The following is a 21,465-nucleotide window of genomic DNA, read 5'->3' as shown; positions in this document are numbered from 1 at the left end:
TCATCGTTTGGACGGTGGCCGGTCGGCCGCCGTCCGTTTTCGTGCAGCAGGAAGCGCGGTCCCATTCCGCCTCCTGCGACATATGGATTTTCAGGACCATGTCGCGTTTTCAGAGTTCAGGCCCGTCACAGCGCCAGCTTCGCGTCGGCGAACAGGTGCGCCATGCGCTTTCCGAAATGCTCCCGCGCGGAGAGATCATCGATCCGGTGATTGAAACGACTGTCATTTCGATCACCGAGGTGCGCATGTCGCCAGACCTCAAGATCGCCACCGCCTTCGTGTCGCCGATTGGCGCCAAGGATCCCGATACGGTCATCGAGGCGCTCAACAAATACGCCAAGTTCATCCGTGGCCGCGTTTCCTTTGCCTTGCGGCAGATGAAATACATGCCGGAATTCCGTTTCCGGCTGGACACCAGTTACGACAATTTCGCCAAGATCAACGATCTGCTGCGCTCGCCCGAAGTGGCGCGTGACCTCGACGGCGAAGAAGACAAGGAAGACTGACATGTCGCGTCGCGGCAAGAAGAAAGGCCGGCCCGTCTCCGGCTGGCTGGTGCTGGACAAACCTGTGGGCATGGGCTCGACCGAGGCCGTCTCCAAGATCAAGTGGCTGTTCAATGCCGAAAAGGCCGGCCACGCCGGAACCCTCGACCCGCTCGCCTCCGGCATGCTGCCGATCGCGCTTGGCGAGGCGACCAAGACGGTGCCTTACGTCATGGACGGCGCCAAGGTTTACCGCTTTACCGTCTCCTGGGGCGAGGAGCGTTCCACGGACGACCTCGAAGGCCCGGTGACCAAGAGCTCCGACAAGCGTCCTTCCGAGGACGAAATCCGTGCCATCATGCCGAACTACACCGGCGTCATCATGCAGACGCCGCCGCAGTTTTCGGCGATCAAGATTGCCGGCGAGCGCGCCTATGACCTTGCCCGCGAGGGCGAGACGGTCGACATTCCGGCCCGCGAGGTAGAGATCGGCCGCCTCGAGATCATCGAAAACAGTGCTGATCGCACCGTTTTCGAGATCGATTGCGGCAAGGGCACCTATGTCCGGTCGCTCGCGCGCGACATGGGCCGCGATCTCGGCTGCTTCGGCCATATCTCCGAGCTTCGCCGCACCGAGGTCGATCCGTTCACTGCCGAAGACTTCGTCACCATCGCTGAGCTCGAAGCTGCTCGCGCCGCCGGCCAGCCGGACGGCGAAGAGGGCAGCTGGGATTTCACCGCTATTGACGAGTTCGTCGTCGACACCGCCGCCGCACTCGATTGCCTGCCGCAGGTCGCCGTGACCGACGAGGCAGCCAACAAGATCAGGCTCGGCAACCCGGTCATCGTGCGCGGCCGCGACGCGCCCGTGGAGGCCGAGGAGGCCTGCGCCACCGCGCGTGGCAAGCTGGTCGCCATCGGCGCCATCGAGCAGGGCATGTTCAAGCCCAAGCGCGTCTTCACCGCCTGACACTTGTACGCGGCTGCCGTTTCCGCTTGGATCGTCCCAGATGATTCCGCGGGCGGAACGCGAATGGCAGGGGCTGAGACGATAGCAGTACGTCCATCACGACACGTGCGGCGGGCCCCTGTAGGGGCCTCGCCTGGCACGTTGATTGCCGATCCGTCCGCACGGCAATCGGCGCTCAACCTGACGCTGATATCGCCCGACGCGTGCGAATTCATCAACAACGCCAGTCTCGACGATGTCGCGGCCGCTTGCGAGAAATGGCCGCTGATCTGGCTCGACTGCGTCGGTCTCGCCGACATCGCGCTGATCGAGGAAATCGGAAACATCTTCAGCCTGCACACGCTGGCGCTCGAGGATGTGGTCAACACCGGCCAGCGCCCGAAGGCCGACTTCTTCGACGACCATGCCTTCTTCGTGCTCAGCATGATCGACGATGCCAAGAGCGGCCGCTACGAGCAGATTTCATTCTTCTTCGGCGAGAACTTCGTCGTCACCTTCCAGGAGCGCGAGGGCGATCCGTTCGAACCGGTGCGCCAGCGCATCCGTATCTCGAACCCGAGCCGGCTGCGCCATCGCAAGGCCGACTATCTCGCCTATGCCCTGATCGACGCCGTCGTCGACAGCTACTTCCCGATCGTCGATGCCACCGGCGACAAGGTGGATGCGATCGAGGATGAGCTGCTGGCCGCCCCCAGGAAGCAGCACATCAGCCAGTTGCACGGCCTGCGTCGGGCGACCAATCTGCTCAAGCGCACGCTTTGGCCGCTGCGCGATGCCCTGACGACCCTCATCCGCTCCGACGCCGCCTTCATCTCGGCCGAGACAAAGGTCTATTTCAACGACACGCTCGATCACTCGATCAGGTTGGCCGAGACAGTCGAATCCCAGCGCGAAACGATGATCGGCCTTATCGAAATGCAGTTGTCGCTGTCGCAATCGCGCACCAACGAGATTATCGGCGTGCTGACGATCGTCTCGGCGATCTTCATCCCGCTGACCTTTCTCGCCGGCATCTGGGGAATGAATTTCGACCCCACCATATCGCCCTGGAACATGCCCGAGCTGTTGTGGCCTTATGGCTATCCCGTGGCCCTCGGCTTCATGGCCCTGGTCGCGATCTCGCTGGTGTTGTTTTTCCGCTGGCGGAAATGGCTCTGAACCCCGGCCCGGAGCCGGCTTGCGAAATAGCTGGCATTTGCCGCCAAATTCCACTATATGCGCCGCAACATCGCGTCTTTTGCCGCTTTGTTCATCGGCCCCAGCTGGACGACATCCCGGCCGTGGGCGTCCCGTTTCCTCCAGATCGAAAGGAAAAACACGATGTCGATCACTGCCGAGCGCAAGTCGGAACTCATGAGCGAATTCGCAACCGTCAAGGGCGACACCGGTTCTCCGGAAGTCCAGGTTGCCATCCTCTCCGAGCGCATCAAGAACCTGACCGAGCACTTCAAGGACCACAAGAAGGACAACCACTCCCGTCGTGGTCTTCTGGCGCTCGTCTCCCAGCGTCGCAGCCTGCTTGATTACCTCAAGCGCAAGGACGACGCACGCTATCAGACGCTGATCGAGAAGCTCGGTCTGCGCCGCTGACGAATTGACCGGCGGGCTCTCCTTGTGGGAGCCCGCCGGTCGCGCATTCAGGGCCATCAACCGGATGGTCCCTCGGCCCGATCCTGCCACAGGGTGCGGTCGCGTCGAAAAGGTTCCGGAGCGCCAAAGGGAAGCGCCCGAACCGCCCATGGACGGTCATGGGGCAGGATTGCAGGACGTTCGGTCGGCCGCCTTCGCGGCCAACATCCACCACCGAGCTTCTTGTTGTCTTGCCCGTGGCTGGCCAAACTGAAGCCAGGCACATGATCCATCAGGAAGGCCCTGTGGTTTTCCCGGATCCCGTGCCTAACAAGCCAGGGAATGGGCGCGCCGCCGAGCGGCGTCGCCACTCCCGCTACGAAGGACAAGATATGTTCAAACACCACAAAGTCGAAATCGAGTGGGCCGGCCGTCCGCTCATCCTCGAGACCGGCAAGATCGCGCGTCAGGCTGACGCCGCCGTTCTCGCCACCTACGGCGAGACCGTCGTTCTCGCGACGGTCGTTTCGGCCAAGGAGCCGAAGCCGGGCTTCGACTTCTTCCCGCTGACCGTCAACTACCAGGAAAAGACCTACGCAGCCGGCAAGATCCCCGGCGGCTATTTCAAGCGTGAAGGCCGTCCGAGCGAAAAGGAGACGCTGGTCTCCCGCCTGATCGACCGCCCGATCCGTCCGCTCTTCGCCGCCGGCTACAAGAACGACACCCAGGTCGTCATAACGGTTGTCCAGCACGACCTCGAAAACGATCCCGATATCCTGTCGATCGTTGCCACCTCGGCTGCCTTGACGCTCTCGGGCGTGCCTTTCATGGGCCCGATCGGTGGCGCGCGCGTCGGCTATATCAACGGCGAATACGTGCTCAACCCGCACATCGACGAGATGCAGGAATCCAAGCTCGACCTCGTTGTCGCCGGCACCGATGCCGCCGTGCTGATGGTCGAGTCGGAAGCCAAGGAACTGGCCGAAGACATCATGCTCGGCGCCGTCATGTTCGGTCACCGTGGCTTCCAGCCGGTCATCGACGCCATCATCAAGCTGGCCGAAGTGGCTGCCAAGGATCCGCGCGACTTCACCGCGCCGGACTATTCCGAGCTTGAAGCCGAGATGCTGAAGATCGTCGAAGGCGAACTGCGCGACGCCTACAAGATCACCGACAAGCAGGCCCGCTACACCGCCGTCGACGCGGTCAAGACCAAGGTCAAGGCAGCCTTCGCCGCTGAAGGCGAAGAAGCTCCGAAGTGGTCGGCCGACAAGGTCGCAACCGTGTTCAAGGAACTCCAGGCCAAGATCGTGCGCTGGAACATCCTCGACACCGGTTCGCGCATCGATGGCCGCGACCTCAAGACGGTCCGCCAGATCGTTTCCGAAGTCGGCGTCCTGCCGCGCACCCACGGTTCGTCGCTGTTCACCCGCGGCGAGACCCAGGCGCTTGTCGTTGCCACGCTCGGCACCGGCGAAGACGAGCAGTATGTCGACGCGCTGACCGGCATGTACAAGGAGAAGTTCCTCCTTCACTACAACTTCCCGCCCTATTCGGTTGGCGAAACCGGCCGCATGGGCTCGCCCGGCCGCCGCGAAATCGGCCACGGCAAGCTCGCCTGGCGCGCTGTCCGCCCGATGCTGCCGGCCGCCGAGCAGTTCCCCTACACGCTGCGCGTCGTCTCCGAGATCACCGAGTCCAACGGCTCGTCGTCGATGGCCACCGTCTGCGGCACCTCGCTGGCGCTGATGGATGCGGGCGTTCCGCTGCAGAAGCCGGTTGCCGGCATCGCCATGGGCCTGATCAAGGAAGGCGAGCGCTTCGCCGTCCTGTCGGACATCCTCGGCGACGAGGATCACCTCGGCGACATGGACTTCAAGGTTGCCGGCACGACCAACGGCATCACCGCGCTGCAGATGGACATCAAGATCGACGGTATCACCGAAGAGATCATGAACATCGCGCTCGGCCAGGCCAAGGACGGCCGCCTGCACATCCTCGGCGAAATGGCCACGGCCCTGTCGGAAGGCCGCTCGGAACTGGGCGAATTCGCTCCGCGCATCGAGGTCATGCACATCCCGACCGACAAGATCCGTGAAGTCATCGGCTCGGGCGGCAAGGTCATCCGCGAGATCGTCGAAAAGACCGGCGCCAAGATCAACATCGAGGACGACGGCACGGTCAAGATCGCTTCGTCGAACGCCAAGGAAATCGAGGCGGCCAAGAAGTGGATCCACACCATCGTGGCTGAGCCGGAAGTCGGCGAGATCTACGAAGGCACGGTCGTCAAGACCGCCGACTTCGGCGCCTTCGTCAACTTCTTCGGCCCGCGCGACGGCCTCGTCCACATCTCGCAGCTTGCCAACGACCGCGTTGCCAAGACCTCGGATGTGGTCAAGGAAGGCGACAAGGTCTGGGTCAAGCTGATGGGCTTCGACGAGCGCGGCAAGGTCCGCCTGTCGATGAAGGTCGTCGACCAGGAAACGGGCAAGGAAATTGCTCGCGACAAGAAGGCTGAAGGCGAAGAATCCGCCGCCTGATAGCCTGATAAGTTGATAAGAAGCGGGCGCGCCGTAAGGTCGCGCCCGTTTTCGTTTGTTGTGCGTCTTTCGAGGCTCGCTTCGCTCACACCTCAGGATGAGGTAGGTAGCGGCTCGGTGGCAGCATGACAGGTTCCATCAAGCCACAACATCTCCGGTTGGTGGCGCCACCAACCCTCATCCTGAGGTGCTTGCCGAGGGCGAGCCTCGCAGGACGCACGACTAGGATGCCAGAATGCGCGATGCCCTGAAAACCCTGTTCTATCCCTTCGAGGCCGACGTCCTGGCGATGCCGAGGCAGGGCGCGCGCGTGTTGTTCATCGGCGCCGAGCCGGGCTTCAGGACGCCGCAGGGCTTCGACGCAAAGCTTTCCCTGGTTCAGGGCTTTCGACCCCACGTGCTGGCCCTGGCGGCCGCGGGACATGATGTGACTGCACGCGCCGAGGAAGACGGCTTCGACACGGCTCTCGTGCTCGCCGGCAGGCATCGCGGCCTCAACGAACTGCGAATTGCCGAGGCGATCGAGCGCGTGGCGGCCGGCGGCCTGATCGTTGTTGCCGGCGGCAAGGACGACGGCATTGCCAGCCTGCGCAAGCGGCTTGGCGGCCTGCTCGAGATCGAGGACCATCTGCCCAAGTATCACGGCACCGCACTATGGTTCCGGCGCACCGCGCAGGCGGACGCTGCCGCTGCCGCCTTGCGCGCTGACAATCCCGAGCAACTGGTCGAGGACCGTTTCCGCACCGCGCCCGGCATGTTCTCGTTCGAACGCGTCGATGCCGGTTCGCGCCTGCTAGCCGACAATCTGCCGTCCGACATCAAGGGCAAGGTCGCCGATTTCTGCGCCGGCTGGGGCTATGTCGCCGCCGAGGTGGCCGCGCGCGCCAAGGAACTCAAGGCGCTCGACCTGTTCGAGGCCGACTTCGACGCGCTGGAGGCGGCCAAGGCCAACGTGCCCAACACACCTGTCCAGCCTGCGTTCCACTGGCAGGATCTCGCCAAGGAACCGGTCGAGCGGCGCTACGATTTGGTGGTGATGAACCCGCCGTTCCATCAGGATCGCGATGCCGATCCGGAGATCGGCCAGCGCATGATCAAGGCGGCATCTGCCGCGCTCAAGCCGGGCGGCAGGCTGTTCATGGTGGCCAACCGCCATCTGCCCTACCAGCCGGTGCTGGCGGCAACATTCTCATCGGTTCAGGAAATAGCCGTCGACAGCGCCTTCAGGGTCTATTCCGCCAAGCGCTGAGCGTACGTTTTCAGTGCAGGCTGGTGGGGCGGTCAGCGGGAACGACAAGCCCTGCGTCGCCAATGACCAGCGGCGCCGGCCGTCCGAAGAAATAGCCCTGCACCACCTGGCAGCCAGCCGCCCTGAGCAGGGTGGCCTGGTTTTCCGTCTCGACGCCCTCGGCAATGGTGCGCACGCCGAGCGCCCTGGACAGGCCGACGATGGTCGAGACCACGGCGCCGGAATTGCTGTCGGTTTCCATGCGGCTGACGAAGGAACGGTCGATCTTGAGCTTGTGGAACGAGAAGTCGATCAGGTAGGCGAGGTTAGAGTAGCCGGTGCCGAAATCGTCGACGGCCACCGAAATGCCCATCGCCGTCAACTGCTTCAAGATCAGGGCGGCGCGGTCGCGGTCCTGCATCATCGCCGATTCGGTCAGCTCCAGTTCGAGCCGCTTGGGCGCGATGCCGGTTTCCTTGATGATCTTCTCGACGATGCCGACGAAGTCGCGGGTCATGAACTGGACCGGCGAAATGTTGACCGCCACGAAGCAGTCTTCCGGCAGCAGGCGCGCATCGGTGCAGGCCTTGCGCAGCACCCATTCGCCGATCGGGGCGATCATGCCGGTTTCTTCGGCGACCGAGATGAACTCGTTGGGCGCGATCATGCCGCGCTCGGGGTGGTTCCAGCGGATCAACGCCTCGTAGCCGACGACGCGGCCGGTCGGCAGGTCGAGCTGCGGCTGGTAGTGAAGGTCGAAGTCGCCGCGCTCGAAGGCGACATGCAGTTCCGACTCGACCCATTGGCGGTGATCTGCGACGCGGCCCATCTCGGGCTGGAAAACGGCCCAGGCGCCGATGCCGCTGGCGCGCGCGTTCTGCAGTGCCAGGTTGGAGCGGCGTAGCAGCGTCACCGGATCGTAGCCGTCCTTGGGCATGGCGACGACGCCGACGGACACGTTGACCGACTGGAGATGCGATGCCAGCGGGTAAGGCCGCATGAGATCGTGGATGACGCGGTCGATGAGCGCTTCGAGCGACCCGTGCAAGGCCTGGTCGGGATAGAGGATGGCGAATTCGCCGGCGCCGATGCGGCCGACGACCACGTCGCGCGGCAGCGCCGCCTTGAGCCTTGCGGTGAAGGCACGGATCAGCGCGTCGCCATTGCTGTAGCCGATGGCATCGTTGATCTGCTTGAAGCGGTCGATATCGATGTCGATGAGGAACACCGGCTTGCCGGTTCGTGCCGTGGCCGACGCCGCCTCGGCGATCTTGCCGACCATCGCGGTACGGGCCAGCAGCCCGGTCAGCTTGTCGAAATGGGTCTCGTTGAAGACGTAATCGGCCGATTCGTCGATGCCGGCGAAGAACGACATGGCTGCAATCGACGCAGCGAGCGCGCAAAGCGCGGCGATGACCGCGCTGGCAACTTCCGTGGGCATGCCGCCGATGTTGTCGCCAAGGGCGAACTTCAGCCCCCACATGCCCAATGTGAAACTGCCCAACCCCGAACTGGCGATGGTGACGAGCCGAAACAGCGGGCTTCGACGGGGATTCCTGACGGCAGGCATGCGTGACTTTCCTAACTTGCGTGGCATCACTACCGATTCGCTCGTTAAGATCGCTTGCGGCGATTGTCTACAATTTTAATTTGGGCAAGAATTTTCACCCCGCCGCAAGTCTTCCCATAAGCGCAAAAGACGCTGCAAAAGCATGAATAGGTACATGGGGCTTGCCGGAAATCGAATCCGATTTCGGGATACTACTCGCGGCCACCGTCCATCTGCTTGAGCTCGTCCAGCGTCGGCATCGAGACGATGTGATAGCCCGAATCAACGTAATGGATCTCGCCGGTGACACCCGACGACAGGTCCGACAGCAGGTACAGCGCCGAACCGCCAACCTCGTCGAGGGTCACGGTGCGCCGCAGCGGCGAGTTGCGCTGCTGGTAGGAGAACATGTGGCGGGCATCCGAGATGCCAGCACCTGCCAGCGTGCGCACCGGGCCGGCCGAGATGCCGTTGATGCGGATGCCGCGCGGGCCGTAGTCGTTGGCGAGATACCGGACACTGGCCTCGAGGCCTGCCTTGGCGACGCCCATGACGTTGTAGTTGGGCATGACGCGCACCGACCCGGCATAGGTCAGGGTGATCATCGAGCCGCCGTCGTTCATCAGGGCCGCAGCGTGCTTGGCGACTTCGGTGAACGAAAAGCACGAGATCACCATGGTGCGCACGAAATTTTCGCGCGTGGTGTCGGCGTAGAGGCCCTTCAGCTCGTTCTTGTCGGAGAAGCCAATGGCGTGAACCAGGAAGTCGATGCCGCCCCACTTTTCCCTGAGCGTGTCGAAGGCGGCAGCCACCGAGGCGCTGTCCTCGACGTCGCAGGGCACCAGGATCTCCGCGCCGACCTTCTCGGCCAGCGGCTTGACGCGGCGGCCAAAGGCCTCGCCCTGATAGGTGAAGGCAAGCTCGGCGCCGTGCTGGGCGAGCTTCTGCGCGATACCCCAGGCAATGGAGTGGTCGTTCGCGACGCCCATGATGAGCCCGCGCTTGCCCTTCATCAATCCATCCATGTCGGTGTCCCTATGCGGAGAGGCGCTGGAAAACGAGCGTGGCGTTGGTGCCGCCGAAGCCGAAGGAATTGGACAGCACCGTGTCGATCTTGGCGTTGTCGATGCGCTTGCGTACGATCGGCATGCCTTCGAATTCCGGGTCGAGCTCCTCGATATGAGCGCTCTCGCCGATGAAGCCGCCCTGCATCATCAGGATCGAGTAGATCGATTCCTGCACGCCGGCCGCACCCAGCGAGTGGCCGGTCAGCGACTTGGTCGAGGTGATGTTGGGGAGCTTGTCTGCAAAGACTTCGCGGATCGCGCCCATTTCCTTCGAGTCGCCTACCGGCGTCGAGGTGCCGTGGGTGTTGATGTAGTCGACCGGACCCTTCACCGTCGACAGTGCCTGCCGCATGCAGCGCATGGCGCCTTCGCCCGACGGCGCGACCATGTCGTAGCCGTCTGATGTCGCGCCGTAGCCGACCAATTCGCAATAGATCCTGGCGCCGCGCGCCTTTGCGTGTTCGAGCTCCTCGAGCACCAGCACGCCCGCGCCGCCGGCGATGACGAAGCCGTCGCGGTTGGCGTCATAGGCGCGCGAGGCGACCGAGGCGCGGTCGTTGTACTTGGACGACATGGCTCCCATGGCGTCGAACAGGTTCGACATGGTCCAGTCGAGGTCCTCGTGGCCGCCGGCGAACATGACGTCCTGCTTGCCCCACTGGATCATCTCGGCGGCGTTGCCGATGCAATGCGCCGAGGTCGAGCAGGCCGACGAGATCGAATAGTTGACGCCGTGGATCTTGAACCAGGTGGCGAGCGTTGCCGATGCGGTCGAAGACATCGCCTTCGGCACGGCGAACGGCCCGATGCGCTTGGGGCTGTTGTTCTTGAGCGTGATCTCTGCGGCTTCGACGATGGTGCGGGTCGAAGGACCGCCCGAACCCATGATGATGCCGGTGCGTTCGTTGCCGGAAATGACGTTCTCTTCGAGACCGCTGTCGGCGATCGCCTGCTTCATGGCGACATGGTTCCACATGCCGCCCTGCGACAGGAAGCGCGCTGCGCGACGGTCGACAAGCTCGGTCGTGTCGAGATTCGGCGCGCCCCAGACCTGGCACTTGAAGCCATGTTCGGCAAAGGATTCGGAAAAGCTGATGCCGGACTTGGCGTCACGCAGCGAAGCTTGAACCTCGGAGGCGTTGTTGCCGATGGACGATACGATGCCAAGGCCAGTTACGACGACACGTCTCATGAGAATCTCCGGTCCAGTGTATGGGGCCGATCAGACGGCCGAGGCTTCCTGCTTCGAGAGCCCGACCTTCAGGTCGGTAGCCTTGTAGATAGGTTCGCCGTCAGCCTTCAGCCAGCCATCGGCAATGCCGAGCACCAGGCGGCCGCGCATGACGCGCTTGAAGTCGATGCCGTATTCGACCTTTTTCACCGAAGGCGTGACCATGCCCTTGAACTTCACCTCGCCGGTGGAGAGCGCCATGCCCTTGCCGGACTCGCCGAGCCAGCCGAGGAAGAAGCCAGTCAGCTGCCACATGGCGTCGAGGCCGAGGCAGCCCGGCATGATGGGATTGCCGATGAAGTGGCAGGGGAAGAACCAAAGGTCCGGCTTGATGTCGAATTCGGCGCGGACGAAGCCCTTGTCGAACTCGCCGCCGGTCTCGCTGATCTCGGTGATGCGATCGAACATCAGCATCGGCGGGGCCGGCAGCTGGGCATTGCCGGGTCCGAACAGCTCGCCGCGGGCACATGCCAGCAATTCTTCGTAGCCGTAGCTGGATTTCTGATCGGCCATGAACACCTTCCCCGTAATAGTTCTCGGGCGGTGCCACGCCCTTCTTGTGTGCTCTCACTAGCACAGACTGTTTGCAGCCGGAAACCGGCGTTTGCGATTAACGTGCCCGTCCGCCTGGGTCAATGCGCGCTATTGATCGCATTTGAACGACAGAATATATGTCAGGCATAGCTTGCCGGCGTTCCATTCGGATTTGAGGGCGCCTGGCGGATATTATTGAGGCGAAGGCCAACTTCGACGAGGCAAACCGAGTGGATTCCCGCAAGGCCAGTATTGCTGTGGAAGCGCGTGTCCGTGACGCGGGGCTGAGGCCCACGCGGCAGCGCATCGCGTTGGCCGAACTCCTGTTCGCAAAGGGCGACCGCCACCTCTCGGCGGAGGAGCTGCACGAAGAGGCGCTGGGCGCCGGCGTGCCGGTGTCGCTGGCGACCGTCTACAACGCGCTGCACCAGTTCACCGAGTCCGGGCTCTTGCGCATTCTCGCGGTCGAAGGCTCGAAGACCTATTTCGACACCAACACCTCCGACCACCACCACTTCTTCATCGAAGGCGAAAACCGCGTGTTCGATATCGAATCGGGCCCGGTCACGGTCACCAACCTGCCGGAACCTCCGGAAGGCATGGAAATCGCCAATGTCGATATCGTGGTAAGGCTCAGGCCCAAGCGCACGGCCTGATGGCCGGCCCCGCGATAGGGGCTTTTCGTTGCAACCGCCAATTTTCGCCGCAGGCGTCGCCTTTGCGCGTCCTTGAGGACGCGCGGCACGGCAGGGTCAGCCGTCAGTTCTCGATGCTTTCGCCGGGGTATGCACCCCAGACCTGCGACTGGCTGAGCCAGCCGCTCGTGCCGGCAAAGGTCATCTCGCACCATTCGCCGTTGCACTGCTTGATCGAGCCGATCACGCCTGGGTCGATGACGGCGACGGTGCGCGCGCCCTGTTCGGGTTTGGCCAGCAGGTTGAGCTGTGCCGGCTTGCCGCGCTGCCAGGGAGCCGTCATCGCCGTGCGGTGGCCCGACAGCAGCGACTGGTTGATCCAGCCCTCGGCACCTTCCGAGTCGCGCACGCGGCGCCAGTTGTCATATTCCTGGATGATTTCCATCGGCAGGCCCGGCTTGAGATAAAGCCAGTCGACCGGATAGTTGACGCCGGGGCCGATGCGCGAATTGACTTTGCCGGATTTCAGGCTGACGAATCGCGGCAGCGGCAGCCCGCTCGGGCCGAGCCTGACGTCCTGGGCCGCCACGGCGGGGCCGACCAGACCGGCATTCGGCGAAACGAAAGCAATGCCGATCAGTGCTGCGCTGACGGCCAGGCGGAGCGACGCGAAACCAGACACTTCCGTAACCTCTGTTTGAACCTGGTGTCCTTTTGGCGGGCACCCTTTTTCTTTGTCTTCGGCGGCACTGCTTGTTACACAGATTACCGCTCAGTGATCGGTTCCCAGTTTCGCCGGTCTTGGTTAAAGAGGTCTCAACGAGATCTTCGTCGAGGATAGAATGGCCGGTCGAAAAAAGCCTCTCGTCGTCATTACGCGCAAGCTGCCCGACCAGGTCGAGACGCGCATGCGCGAATTGTTCGACGCGCGCCTCAATGTCGACGACCGACCGATGACCCAGCCGGAGCTGGTGGCGGCGGTCAAGGAGGCCGACGTGCTGGTGCCGACGGTCACTGACACCATCGACGCAGCCCTGATCGAGCAGGCCGGGCCTAATCTCAAGCTGATCGCCAATTTCGGCAATGGCGTCGACAAGATCGATGTCACCGCTGCCGCGAAACGCGGCATCACCGTCACCAACACGCCGAATGTCTTGACCGAAGACACGGCCGACATGGCGATGGCGCTGATGCTCGCCGTGCCGCGCCGCCTGACCGAGGGCGCGAGCGTTCTCACCGGCGACAAGAAATGGGCTGGCTGGTCGCCGACCTGGATGCTCGGCCGCCGCATCGGCGGCAAGCGTCTCGGCATCGTCGGCATGGGCCGCATCGGCACCGCCGTTGCCCGCCGCGCCAAGGCTTTCGGCCTGTCGATCCACTATCACAACCGCCACCGCGTGCTGCAATCGGTCGAAGACGAGCTGGAGGCGACCTACTGGGAAAGCCTCGACCAGATGCTCGCCCGCATGGACATCATCTCGATCAACTGCCCGTCGACGCCGGCGACCTTCCATTTGCTGTCGGGGCGCCGGCTGGCGCTGATGCAGCCGCACGCCTACCTCGTCAACATCGCCCGTGGCGACATCATCGACGAGGATGCACTGGTCAAGATGCTGCAGGACGGCAAGCTTGCCGGTGCTGCCCTCGACGTCTTCGAGCATGAGCCGGCGGTCAACCACAAGCTGCTCAAGCTCGCCGCCAAGGGCAAGGTGGTGCTGATGCCGCATATGGGCTCGGCCACCATCGAAGGCCGTATCGACATGGGCGAGAAGGTCATCATCAACATTCGTGCCCATGTCGACGGGCATCGCCCGCCGGATAGGGTGCTGCCGCTCAGGACCTGATCAGCGAGGGCGCTGCACGTTCGCTGCGTCCTTCGAGGCTCGAAGGACGCACTGATGAATTCAGTCCGTCAGGTCCGAACCCCGAATCGTCACCTCGCCGTCAGCCCCGACCCGCACTTGCTGGCCTTCGAAGGCGCTGAACGCGTCGCGCGGCAACTTCACCGCCACCGGGGTCATCCAGCCCATCTCGCGCGCCACGATCAGCCCGAGCAGCAGGATGGCGTCGGGCTCGTGCAGCACCAGCGCCGCCGGCGCATGGCCGGCATGCACCAATTCCATCAGCACCGCCGACGCCGACGACGAGCCGATGGTGCCGGGCAGGAACAGCACTTTGCCGGCGATGCTCTCTCCGCATTCAGGATGGCGCACGTCGGCAATGCGTCCGGATTTCGGATCGACCCCACCCCAGAAGCTGATCGGCGCCGACAGGATCAGTGCCGGGCCTTCGCCCGCCTGGCCTGGTACCAGGATTGCGGCCTGGCTCATCGTTTGATCTCCGCAAACAGCGGCCTGCCGGCGACGGCGCTCTCGACGCAATCGGCGAGCGAGCCATAAAGCACGGCATAACCGGTATTGCCGGGCGCATAGTGGGCGAACTTGCCGGAGTTGGTCATCAGCACGCCGCCCGACCGGTCGGGCAGGATCGGCGTCACGACCACGCAGGTATCAGCGACGATGACCACGCCCAGGTCTTCCAGCACCTTGCGCCTGCCGTCGCGGTCGAGTTCGCCAAGAACATGCCGGCCGGTGCAGGCGTGGATCGGCACTGTGAGTCGCCGCCCTGACATCAGCCGCTCCAGCGCGTCGAATTCCGCCAGCGACAAGTGCGGGCTGCCGATGGCGACGGCGTCGATTCGGTCGGCGTTTTCAGCCGTCGACAGGCGCGCCTGCGCCTCGGCGACCATGTCCGGCGTGACGCGGATCACAGTTTCGGCATCCACGCCGCCCAGCGCCGTCTCGGCATCGGGTGCTTCCGGCGTCACGCCTGCGATGTGAGACAGCCCGACCGCGCCCGACGAGGCCGCGGCGGCACCGAATGCCTTGAGCGCGTCCTCGCCGGGATTCTTGGTCACACCCGTGACGACACCAACCGCGTCGCCGACTTCGCGGCCATAAAGGCTGCCCAGCACCGGCCAGGCGATCTCGGAAGCCATGAAGGTCCGGGGCAGGGCGGAGACGTCGAACACCAGCCTGGCCAGGCGATTTTCTGGCCGGTGCAGGCCATAGTCGGGCGCCCGGCCTGATATGGCGCAGGCGATGTCGAGGAAATCGCCGTAGCGGTTGGTGCGCGCGCCGAGGACCGAATTGCAGAACACCACCGCGTTCGATTCGCCCCAGGCGACGTCGCTGCCCAGAGCGGGCCGGTGGCCGGCCTGATAGGGCGCGCAGGTCCAGCTCTGTTCGCAGCCGAGCTTGCGATAGGCCTCCATCATGCGCCGCGCCATCGAGCGTTGCGGCTCTTCCAGGCGCACGCGCGAGCAGCCCATGAGGTCGAGCGCGCCGACATTGAGCGTCGAACGCACCCCTACCCGCGCGCCGCCTTCGACCAGTCTTTCTGCGAACAGCGTGCCCGAATCGCCGTGGTAGAGCGCACCGTCGATATGCGCCGAGGCAATCGGGATCAGCCTGGGGGCGCCGAGCAGGGCGGCACTTTCGGCGACGATGCGCATCGCCATCGCCGCACCATCGGTGCCATTGGCGATCCGCCGCTCGTCGGCTGTGAGTTCGAGGCTCAATTGAGCGTCTTCCGGTAGGTGATCGAGGTCGGGCGGTCGTAGCCCTCGTGTGCCGTGCGCTCGAATTCGACGAAACCCATCCGTTCGAAGGTCGCGTGATTGGCTTCGAGCTCGATTCGGGTCTGCAGTTCGAGTGTGGGTTTGCCTTGCGCGACGGCATGGTGTTCGGCCGCCTGCATCAGCGCCCGGCCGATGCCCATCCCGCGGGCACTGTCATCGACCGCCAGCTTGCCGACATAAAAGCCGTCGGCGCGCTCGGCGGCGAAGATGCAGCCGGCGAGCCTGCCGTCCAGCGTGGCGATGAAACAGATCTCGTTGCTGGCCTTGTCGCGAAGGTTGGCCGGCGTCAGCCGATGCGCCGAGGACGGCGGGTCGATGACGCCGTCCATGTAGGCGAAGGACCGCATGATCAGGTCATGCAATTCGGCCCAGGCCGAAAAATCCTCGGGGAGGCGGGTGCCGATCACGCCGGTCATCGTCAGGGCGCCTTGTAGCGGACCGTGTCGAACCGGGCGCCGAGCGCATCGTAGAGCAGCAGGCGGCCGACCAGCGGTTCGCCGATGCCGGTGATCAGCTTGATCGCCTCCATTGCCTGCAGCGTGCCGATGACGCCTGTCAGCGCGCCGAGCACGCCTGCCACCGCGCAGGAGGGCACAAGTCCCGCCGGCGGCGGTTCGGGAAACAGGTCGCGGTACGAGGGGTTTCGGCGTCCGTCGGCACCGGACTCGAAAGGCTTCAGCACGGTGATCGAGCCGTCGAAACGACCGACCGCGGCATGCACCAGCGGCCGCTTCACCTCGGCGCTGGCGTCGGCCACGGCGTAGCGTGTTTCGAAATTGTCGGAACCGTCGATGACCATGTCATAACCGGCGATCAGATCCGCCGCATTGTCGGGCGTCAGCCTGAGCTTGTGCAGTTCGACCTTCACATGCGGGTTGATACGCAGGATCGCGGTCCTTGCGCTTTCGGCCTTGGAGATGCCGATCGACTGGGTGTCGTGGATCACCTGGCGCTGCAGGTTGGACAACGAGACATGATCGTCGTCGACGATGCCGAGCGTGCCGACGCCTGCCGCCGCCAGATACTCAAGAACCGGCGCGCCGAGCCCGCCGGCGCCGATCACCAGCACGCGGGCGCGCTTCAGCTTCTGCTGGCCCGGGCCGCCGATCTCCGGCAGCACGATGTGGCGGGCGTAGCGTTCGAGTTCTTCTGAAGAGAGCGGGGCTGACTGGTTCATGACGCAACCATATCGCCGCGAGTTCTGCTTGTCAGTCCGGTAGCGGCGCGATCTATGGGGCCATGCCGTCGGGACCGGCCGTCGCTCGAACGCTGCCGTGGTCGACGGTCAGGAACTGCGCCCGCCCAGCGAGGCTCGAAAACAGGCTGGCTTCGGTGCCGGTCATGAAGGCCTGGCAGTTGAGGTCCTCGAGGATCTCGAACAGCGCCGCGCGGCGTCCGGCGTCGAGATGGGCGGCGATCTCGTCGAGCAGCAGGATGGGGGCTGCGCCCGCCATTTCGCCGGTCAGGCGCGCATGCGAGATGACGATGCCGACCAGCAGTGCCTTCTGCTCGCCGGTCGAGCACAGTTCGGCCGGCATCGATTTCGGCCGATGTCGCACCAGCAGGTCGGAGCGATGAGGGCCTTCCAGCGTGCGGCCCGCCGCACGGTCGCGGTCGCGGTCGCTCGCGAGCGCCTGGCGGAAGCGCTCTTCCAGTTCCACCGCCGGCATGTTGCCGATGCTTTCCTCCAGCGTTCCGGAAAGCGCCAGCTCGGCCTGCGGGAAGGGGCCGGTCTCGGGCATGCGGCCGATCATGGCGGTGAGCAGCCGCACCATCTCGACGCGGGCGGCGGCGATAGCCGCACCGGTCTCGGCCATCTGGATCTCGATCGCATCGAACCAGGCATTGTCGCGGCGGTCCTCTGAAAGCAGCCGGTTGCGGCCGCGCATCGCCTTTTCGTAGTCGAGCGCGCGCTGGCCGTGTGCCGGGTCGATGGCCAGCACCAGCCGGTCGAGGAAGCGCCTGCGGTCGCCGGTCGGCCCGGTGAACAGCGCGTCCATCGACGGCGTCAGCCAGACCACGCGCAGCCAGTCGAGCATCTCGTCGGCCGACTTTGCATTGGCGCCGTTGATGCGCACGCGCCGGCCGGCTTCGTTGGCGGCTTCCGGTGCGGTGCCTGTGCCGATTTCGACATCGCCGAACGATCCTTCGATGCCGGCATGTACGGCAAAGCCGCCGGCACTGCCTTCGCGCGCCACGTCAGGATAGGGCGCGCGGCGCAGCCCGCGCCCAGGCGTCAGAAACGAAATCGCTTCGAGCAGGTTGGTCTTGCCGGCGCCGTTGTCGCCGGTGAACACCACGGCACCAGGCCTGAGGTCGAGCGCAAGCGAGGCATAGTTGCGGAAGTCCGTAAGCGTGAGCTTGCGGATATGCGTCGAGGGGATGCGTTTTCGCTCGCCCCCCGGTTCCTGGTCTGGCACGGGCGTCGGGGCGCTACACGCGCATCGGCATCAGCACGTAGAGAGCGTTCTCGTCGGCTGTGTCGTGGATGAGCGTGGGGGAGCCGGCATCGGCCAGCATGAAGCGCGCTTCGCTGCCCGAGAGCTGGGCGGCGACGTCGAGCAGGTACTTGGCGTTGAAGCCGATCTCGATCGGGTCCGACGAGTAGTCGGCGGCGAGTTCTTCGGTCGCGCTGCCCGAATCGGGGTTGTTGACGGCAAGTGTCACCTGGCCGTCGGCGATCGTCAGCTTCACCGCGCGGCCGCGCTCGGACGAGATAGTCGAGACGCGGTCGACGGCCGCGGCAAAGCTCTGCCGGTCGATGATCAGCTGCTTGTCGTTGCCGCTCGGAATGACGCGCTGGTAGTCGGGGAAGGTGCCGTCGATCAGCTTCGAGGTCAGGATCACGCCGCCGATGGTCAGGCGGATCTTGGTATCGGAAAGCTCGGTCGTCACCGCCACGTCGGGCGTGTCCATCAGCTTCTGCAACTCGCTGACCGTCTTGCGCGGGATGATGATGCCCGGCATGCCTTCCGATCCGGCCGGAGCCTCGACCTCGGCACGGGCGAGGCGGTGGCCGTCGGTGGCAACCGCACGCAGCATCAGCTTGCCGCCGCTCTCATGCGTGTGAAGGTAAATGCCGTTGAGGTAGTAGCGCGTCTCTTCGGTCGAGATGGCAAACTGCGTCTTGTCGATCAGGCCCTTCAGCGCCTGGGCGTCGAGCCGGAAGATATGCGAGAAGGTGCCGGCCGAAAGCTCCGGGAAGTCCGACTGCGGCAGGCATTGCAGCCGGAAGCTCGAACGGCCCGACACCACCGACATGGCGTTGCCGTCTTCGTCGGTCCTCAGCATCACTTCGGCGCCGTCGGGCAGCTTGCGCACGATGTCGTAGAGCAGGTGGGCGGGTACGGTGGTCGCACCGCCTTGCTCGACATTTGCCGGCGTAGCTTCCGAGATCTCGAGGTCGAGGTCGGTGGCCTTGAGTTCGAGGCTTGCGCCGTTGGCCTGCAGCAGCACGTTGGAAAGAATCGGGATCGTGTTTCGCCGCTCCACCACGCGGTGCACGTGGTTCAGCGACTTCAACAGGTTGGAGCGTTCCAGGATAACACGCATGACGAAACAGGCTCGCTTATTTGAAGGTGCGGGCTCACGGGCTCGAATGCGCCCGGGAAAGCCCGCAACACGATCGGAATTGCGCCGAGTCTGACAGTAAAAGCTATGGAAAGGCAAGCCCGCGCAGCCATTCCAGGGCGGTTGCGCGGGCGTTCTGGGGATAAGTGGCGGACGTCGATCGGTCGCCGCCGCCACCGAGCCGTCAGGCCTGGTCGTTGATCAGCCTTCTCAGCAGCTCGAGTTCCTGCGCCAGCGTGTTGTCGCCGCCCGAGAGGTCCTCGATCTTGCGCACGGCGTGCAGCACGGTTGTGTGGTCGCGGCCGCCGAAGCGCCTGCCGATCTCGGGCAGCGAGCGCGGCGTCATCACCTTCGACAGATACATGGCGATCTGGCGCGGCTTGACGATGGTGCGGGTGCGGCGGTTCGAAAGGAGCTCCGTCTTCGACACGTTGTAGTGGCGCGCGACGACGCGCTGGATGTCTTCGATACGCACGCGCTTGGGCTCGCCCGAGCGATAGATATGGCCGAGGATCTCGTCGATCCGCTCGATCGACAGCTGCGGTTCGAACGACTGGCGGAAGATCAGCTGGTTGAAGGCGCCTTCCAGTTCGCGGCCGCTGCCGGTGACCGTGCGGGCGACATGGGCGAGGATCTCCTCGTCGATGGCAAGGTTCGGGTCTTCGTTCTTGGCGCCGGCAAAGCGCATCTTGAGCATGCCCAGGCGCATGCCGAAGTCCGGCGCCGACATTTCGAGCGCCACGCCGCCATTGAGGCGTGAGCGGACGCGGGGTTCGAGCGATTCCAGTTCTGCCGGCGGGCGGTCGGCTGCCACCACGACCTGCTTGGCCGAGTCGAGCAGCATGTTGATGAGATGGCAGAACTCGTGCTGGATCGACTTGCCCTGCAGGAACTGCATGTCGTCGATGATCAGCAGGTCGATGTCGCGCAGCTGTTCCTTGAGCGTCAGCGCGTTGTTGTCGCGGATCGCGGTCGCAAAACGCCACATGAAGTATTCGGCCGTCAGGTAGACGACACGCGACTTCGGGTTCTGGCGCAGCGACTCGGCGGCGATCGCCTGGAGCAGGTGCGTCTTGCCGAGACCGACGGTGGCGTGGAGGAACAGCGGGTTGAAGCGCGAGTTCGATTCCGCCACCGCACGGGCGGCGGCCAGCGCCACGCGATTGGACGGGCCTTCGACGAAGGACTGGAACGTGTAGCGCGGGTCGAGCGGCGAGCCGAGAACGCTCTGCTTGAACTCCGCATCCGCCGTGCCGTTGCGGGCAGGGGCGGGGCGTTCGGTGCGTCCGGCAGCCACGGTGCTGGTGGCCAGGGCCGTCTGAGCCTGGCGCACCGGCTTGCGCAGTGCTGCGGCCTCGGCTTCGACGCCGGGACGCATCTGGCGGGTGGCCGTGCGGATGATGATTTCGAGCTTCAGGAGCTCGGGTTCTTCCTGCCGCCAAAGCTCGGAAATCAGATCCAGATAGTGGCTGTTGATCCAGGAACGCAGGAAGGCCGTCGGCACCGAAAGGCGCACCACGCCCTTCGAAGTCTCGGCAAGCTTCATGCGGCCGAACCAGCTCGAGAATACTTCGCTGCCCAGGCGAACCTGCAGCTGCGTCTTGACCCGGTCAAAATTCTTCTCTGCGGCGCTGGTTGCTGCCACTTCGTTCCCCTCGATCAGTTCGCCGGTAAAAAGAAAGCCCGCATTTGCTTCCCTTTCGATGCCGCTTTGCATGTCGCAATCCCTAACCTTCGGTCCTCGTTGCCGTATGGGGATGCGCCGCTCGCATCTCCACCGGTATGTTCATTCGGGATGCTGCCGTTTCCGGCGAGGCCCCGTATCGCCTTCCTCGGCGCCGTCAGGCGCTTTCGGAAGGCTGGTGCTGCGGGGGCAGCAGCACCAGGCAAATGCGTAGCCCTCCGGCGAAATCGCCGGTGCATTGCAAAGTCACCATGCCGTGTATCCCCACACGCCCCAAGTATAGCTCGAAGTGAGCACGCCTCCCCCGATCGCGGATTCCATCCACGCCGAGAACGCCGCCGATTTTTAGGCTTGGCAGAGGGCTTGGTGCCCGTCCCTTCGATGAAAAGACCTTACAAAAATCGCTGTGGACAGGGCAAGGCCGAGTCTAACGCGTTTTTAATGAATCTGCTTAGCCCCCGCCCGGATTCAAAGCCCGTTTGTGTCCCTCGCGCGGCCAAAGCCTTTGTGATTCAAACCCTTTTCCGGGGATCGAAAAAAACCGGGCCCTGTTGGAAAAAATTATAAAAGAATCCGCTTGACACCAACTTGTCCCCCAAGCCCCGCGGGTGACGTGAACAAGCTGTGGATGACCGTTCACAACTCTATGAATTTACAGGAGAATTTCTGCCAGGGTGAGTCTGCGGGGGAGGCCGCTTGCTGCAGTTGTACTTATGAGAATAGCCGCATATGCCGGCAAAGAACTTGGTGCCCCAAGGGTATG

The 21,465-nt window shown here is 64.0% G+C and carries 20 protein-coding genes; 8 read left to right on the top strand and 12 right to left on the bottom strand.

The features are described 5' to 3' along the window. Positions 1-98: 98 nt before the first annotated feature. The 6 genes from rbfA to O1Y97_RS00075 all read left to right on the top strand — a co-directional run bounded on the left by rbfA (position 99) and on the right by O1Y97_RS00075 (position 6,813). On the top strand, positions 99-506 hold the full coding sequence (gene rbfA / locus O1Y97_RS00100) for a 30S ribosome-binding factor RbfA (RefSeq protein ID WP_108609539.1): 408 nt from the start codon (positions 99-101) through the stop codon (positions 504-506). A gap of 1 nt (position 507) precedes the next feature. Beyond that, entirely contained in the window at positions 508-1,455 is a 948-nt protein-coding gene (truB, locus tag O1Y97_RS00095; RefSeq protein WP_108605397.1) for a tRNA pseudouridine(55) synthase TruB, read from the top strand. A 63-nt stretch (positions 1,456-1,518) separates the two neighbouring features. Next, positions 1,519-2,613 carry a magnesium/cobalt transporter CorA gene (corA, locus tag O1Y97_RS00090; RefSeq protein ID WP_108605396.1) on the top strand — a complete coding sequence of 365 codons (1,095 nt, stop codon included), beginning with the start codon at positions 1,519-1,521 and terminating at the stop codon, positions 2,611-2,613. Between the two features lie 57 nt (positions 2,614-2,670). Further along, positions 2,671-3,045 carry a 30S ribosomal protein S15 gene (gene rpsO, locus O1Y97_RS00085; RefSeq protein ID WP_318762683.1) on the top strand — a complete coding sequence of 125 codons (375 nt, stop codon included), beginning with the start codon at positions 2,671-2,673 and terminating at the stop codon, positions 3,043-3,045. A gap of 371 nt (positions 3,046-3,416) precedes the next feature. Then, positions 3,417-5,564, top strand: a complete 2,148-nt coding sequence (gene pnp / locus O1Y97_RS00080; protein WP_108605395.1) for a polyribonucleotide nucleotidyltransferase — start codon at positions 3,417-3,419, stop codon at positions 5,562-5,564. A gap of 235 nt (positions 5,565-5,799) precedes the next feature. Continuing rightward, positions 5,800-6,813 (top strand): class I SAM-dependent methyltransferase, encoded by a 1,014-nt coding sequence (locus tag O1Y97_RS00075; protein WP_318762682.1) that lies wholly within the window; start codon positions 5,800-5,802, stop codon positions 6,811-6,813. A gap of 10 nt (positions 6,814-6,823) precedes the next feature. Here the strand turns inward: O1Y97_RS00075 and O1Y97_RS00070 are convergent, their stop codons facing one another. The 4 genes from O1Y97_RS00070 to fabA all read right to left on the bottom strand — a co-directional run bounded on the left by O1Y97_RS00070 (position 6,824) and on the right by fabA (position 11,152). Continuing rightward, positions 6,824-8,362: a putative bifunctional diguanylate cyclase/phosphodiesterase gene (locus tag O1Y97_RS00070; protein ID WP_318762681.1), complete on the bottom strand. Its 1,539-nt coding sequence runs from the start codon at positions 8,360-8,362 to the stop codon at positions 6,824-6,826. A gap of 191 nt (positions 8,363-8,553) precedes the next feature. Continuing rightward, positions 8,554-9,366, bottom strand: coding sequence for an enoyl-ACP reductase FabI (fabI, locus tag O1Y97_RS00065; RefSeq protein ID WP_183264168.1), 813 nt, complete (start codon positions 9,364-9,366; stop codon positions 8,554-8,556). Between the two features lie 10 nt (positions 9,367-9,376). Beyond that, entirely contained in the window at positions 9,377-10,600 is a 1,224-nt protein-coding gene (gene fabB / locus O1Y97_RS00060; protein WP_183264167.1) for a beta-ketoacyl-ACP synthase I, read from the bottom strand. Between the two features lie 30 nt (positions 10,601-10,630). Next, positions 10,631-11,152, bottom strand: a complete 522-nt coding sequence (gene fabA / locus O1Y97_RS00055) for a 3-hydroxyacyl-[acyl-carrier-protein] dehydratase FabA (protein ID WP_108605390.1) — start codon at positions 11,150-11,152, stop codon at positions 10,631-10,633. A 251-nt stretch (positions 11,153-11,403) separates the two neighbouring features. On the opposite strand from fabA, the gene irrA reads away from it, so the two are divergent. Then, entirely contained in the window at positions 11,404-11,829 is a 426-nt protein-coding gene (irrA, locus tag O1Y97_RS00050) for an iron response transcriptional regulator IrrA (RefSeq protein WP_108605389.1), read from the top strand. Positions 11,830-11,932: 103 nt separating this feature from the next. On the opposite strand, the gene O1Y97_RS00045 is transcribed toward irrA, so the two are convergent. Further along, a complete protein-coding gene (locus O1Y97_RS00045; protein WP_318762680.1) occupies positions 11,933-12,490 on the bottom strand; it encodes an SH3 domain-containing protein in 558 nt (185 codons plus the stop codon). A 160-nt stretch (positions 12,491-12,650) separates the two neighbouring features. On the opposite strand from O1Y97_RS00045, the gene O1Y97_RS00040 reads away from it, so the two are divergent. Further along, a complete protein-coding gene (locus O1Y97_RS00040; protein ID WP_108605387.1) occupies positions 12,651-13,652 on the top strand; it encodes a 2-hydroxyacid dehydrogenase in 1,002 nt (333 codons plus the stop codon). Positions 13,653-13,712: 60 nt separating this feature from the next. Here O1Y97_RS00040 and O1Y97_RS00035 read toward each other — a convergent pair whose 3' ends face one another. From O1Y97_RS00035 to dnaA, 7 genes are all read right to left on the bottom strand, one after another. Next, a complete protein-coding gene (locus O1Y97_RS00035) occupies positions 13,713-14,138 on the bottom strand; it encodes an aconitase X swivel domain-containing protein (RefSeq protein ID WP_318762679.1) in 426 nt (141 codons plus the stop codon). After that, complete coding sequence (locus tag O1Y97_RS00030; protein ID WP_318762678.1) at positions 14,135-15,388, bottom strand: aconitase X catalytic domain-containing protein; 1,254 nt, start codon at positions 15,386-15,388, stop codon at positions 14,135-14,137. The genes O1Y97_RS00035 and O1Y97_RS00030 overlap by 4 nt, the downstream gene beginning before the upstream one ends. After that, complete coding sequence (locus O1Y97_RS00025) at positions 15,385-15,864, bottom strand: GNAT family N-acetyltransferase (RefSeq protein WP_318762677.1); 480 nt, start codon at positions 15,862-15,864, stop codon at positions 15,385-15,387. The genes O1Y97_RS00030 and O1Y97_RS00025 overlap by 4 nt, the downstream gene beginning before the upstream one ends. A gap of 2 nt (positions 15,865-15,866) precedes the next feature. After that, entirely contained in the window at positions 15,867-16,625 is a 759-nt protein-coding gene (locus O1Y97_RS00020) for a molybdopterin-synthase adenylyltransferase MoeB (protein WP_318762676.1), read from the bottom strand. 52 nt (positions 16,626-16,677) lie between these two features. Then, positions 16,678-17,832, bottom strand: a complete 1,155-nt coding sequence (recF, locus tag O1Y97_RS00015) for a DNA replication/repair protein RecF (RefSeq protein WP_318764267.1) — start codon at positions 17,830-17,832, stop codon at positions 16,678-16,680. A gap of 49 nt (positions 17,833-17,881) precedes the next feature. Then, positions 17,882-19,000: a DNA polymerase III subunit beta gene (dnaN, locus tag O1Y97_RS00010; RefSeq protein WP_318762675.1), complete on the bottom strand. Its 1,119-nt coding sequence runs from the start codon at positions 18,998-19,000 to the stop codon at positions 17,882-17,884. Positions 19,001-19,202: 202 nt separating this feature from the next. After that, a complete protein-coding gene (gene dnaA, locus O1Y97_RS00005) occupies positions 19,203-20,735 on the bottom strand; it encodes a chromosomal replication initiator protein DnaA (protein WP_108605380.1) in 1,533 nt (510 codons plus the stop codon). Positions 20,736-21,465: the final 730 nt, after the last annotated feature.

It is taken from the genome of Aminobacter niigataensis (assembly GCF_946995915.1).
GTDB classification, from domain to species: domain Bacteria; phylum Pseudomonadota; class Alphaproteobacteria; order Rhizobiales; family Rhizobiaceae; genus Aminobacter; species Aminobacter niigataensis.
This window is presented reverse-complemented; position numbering and strand designations above follow the sequence as displayed.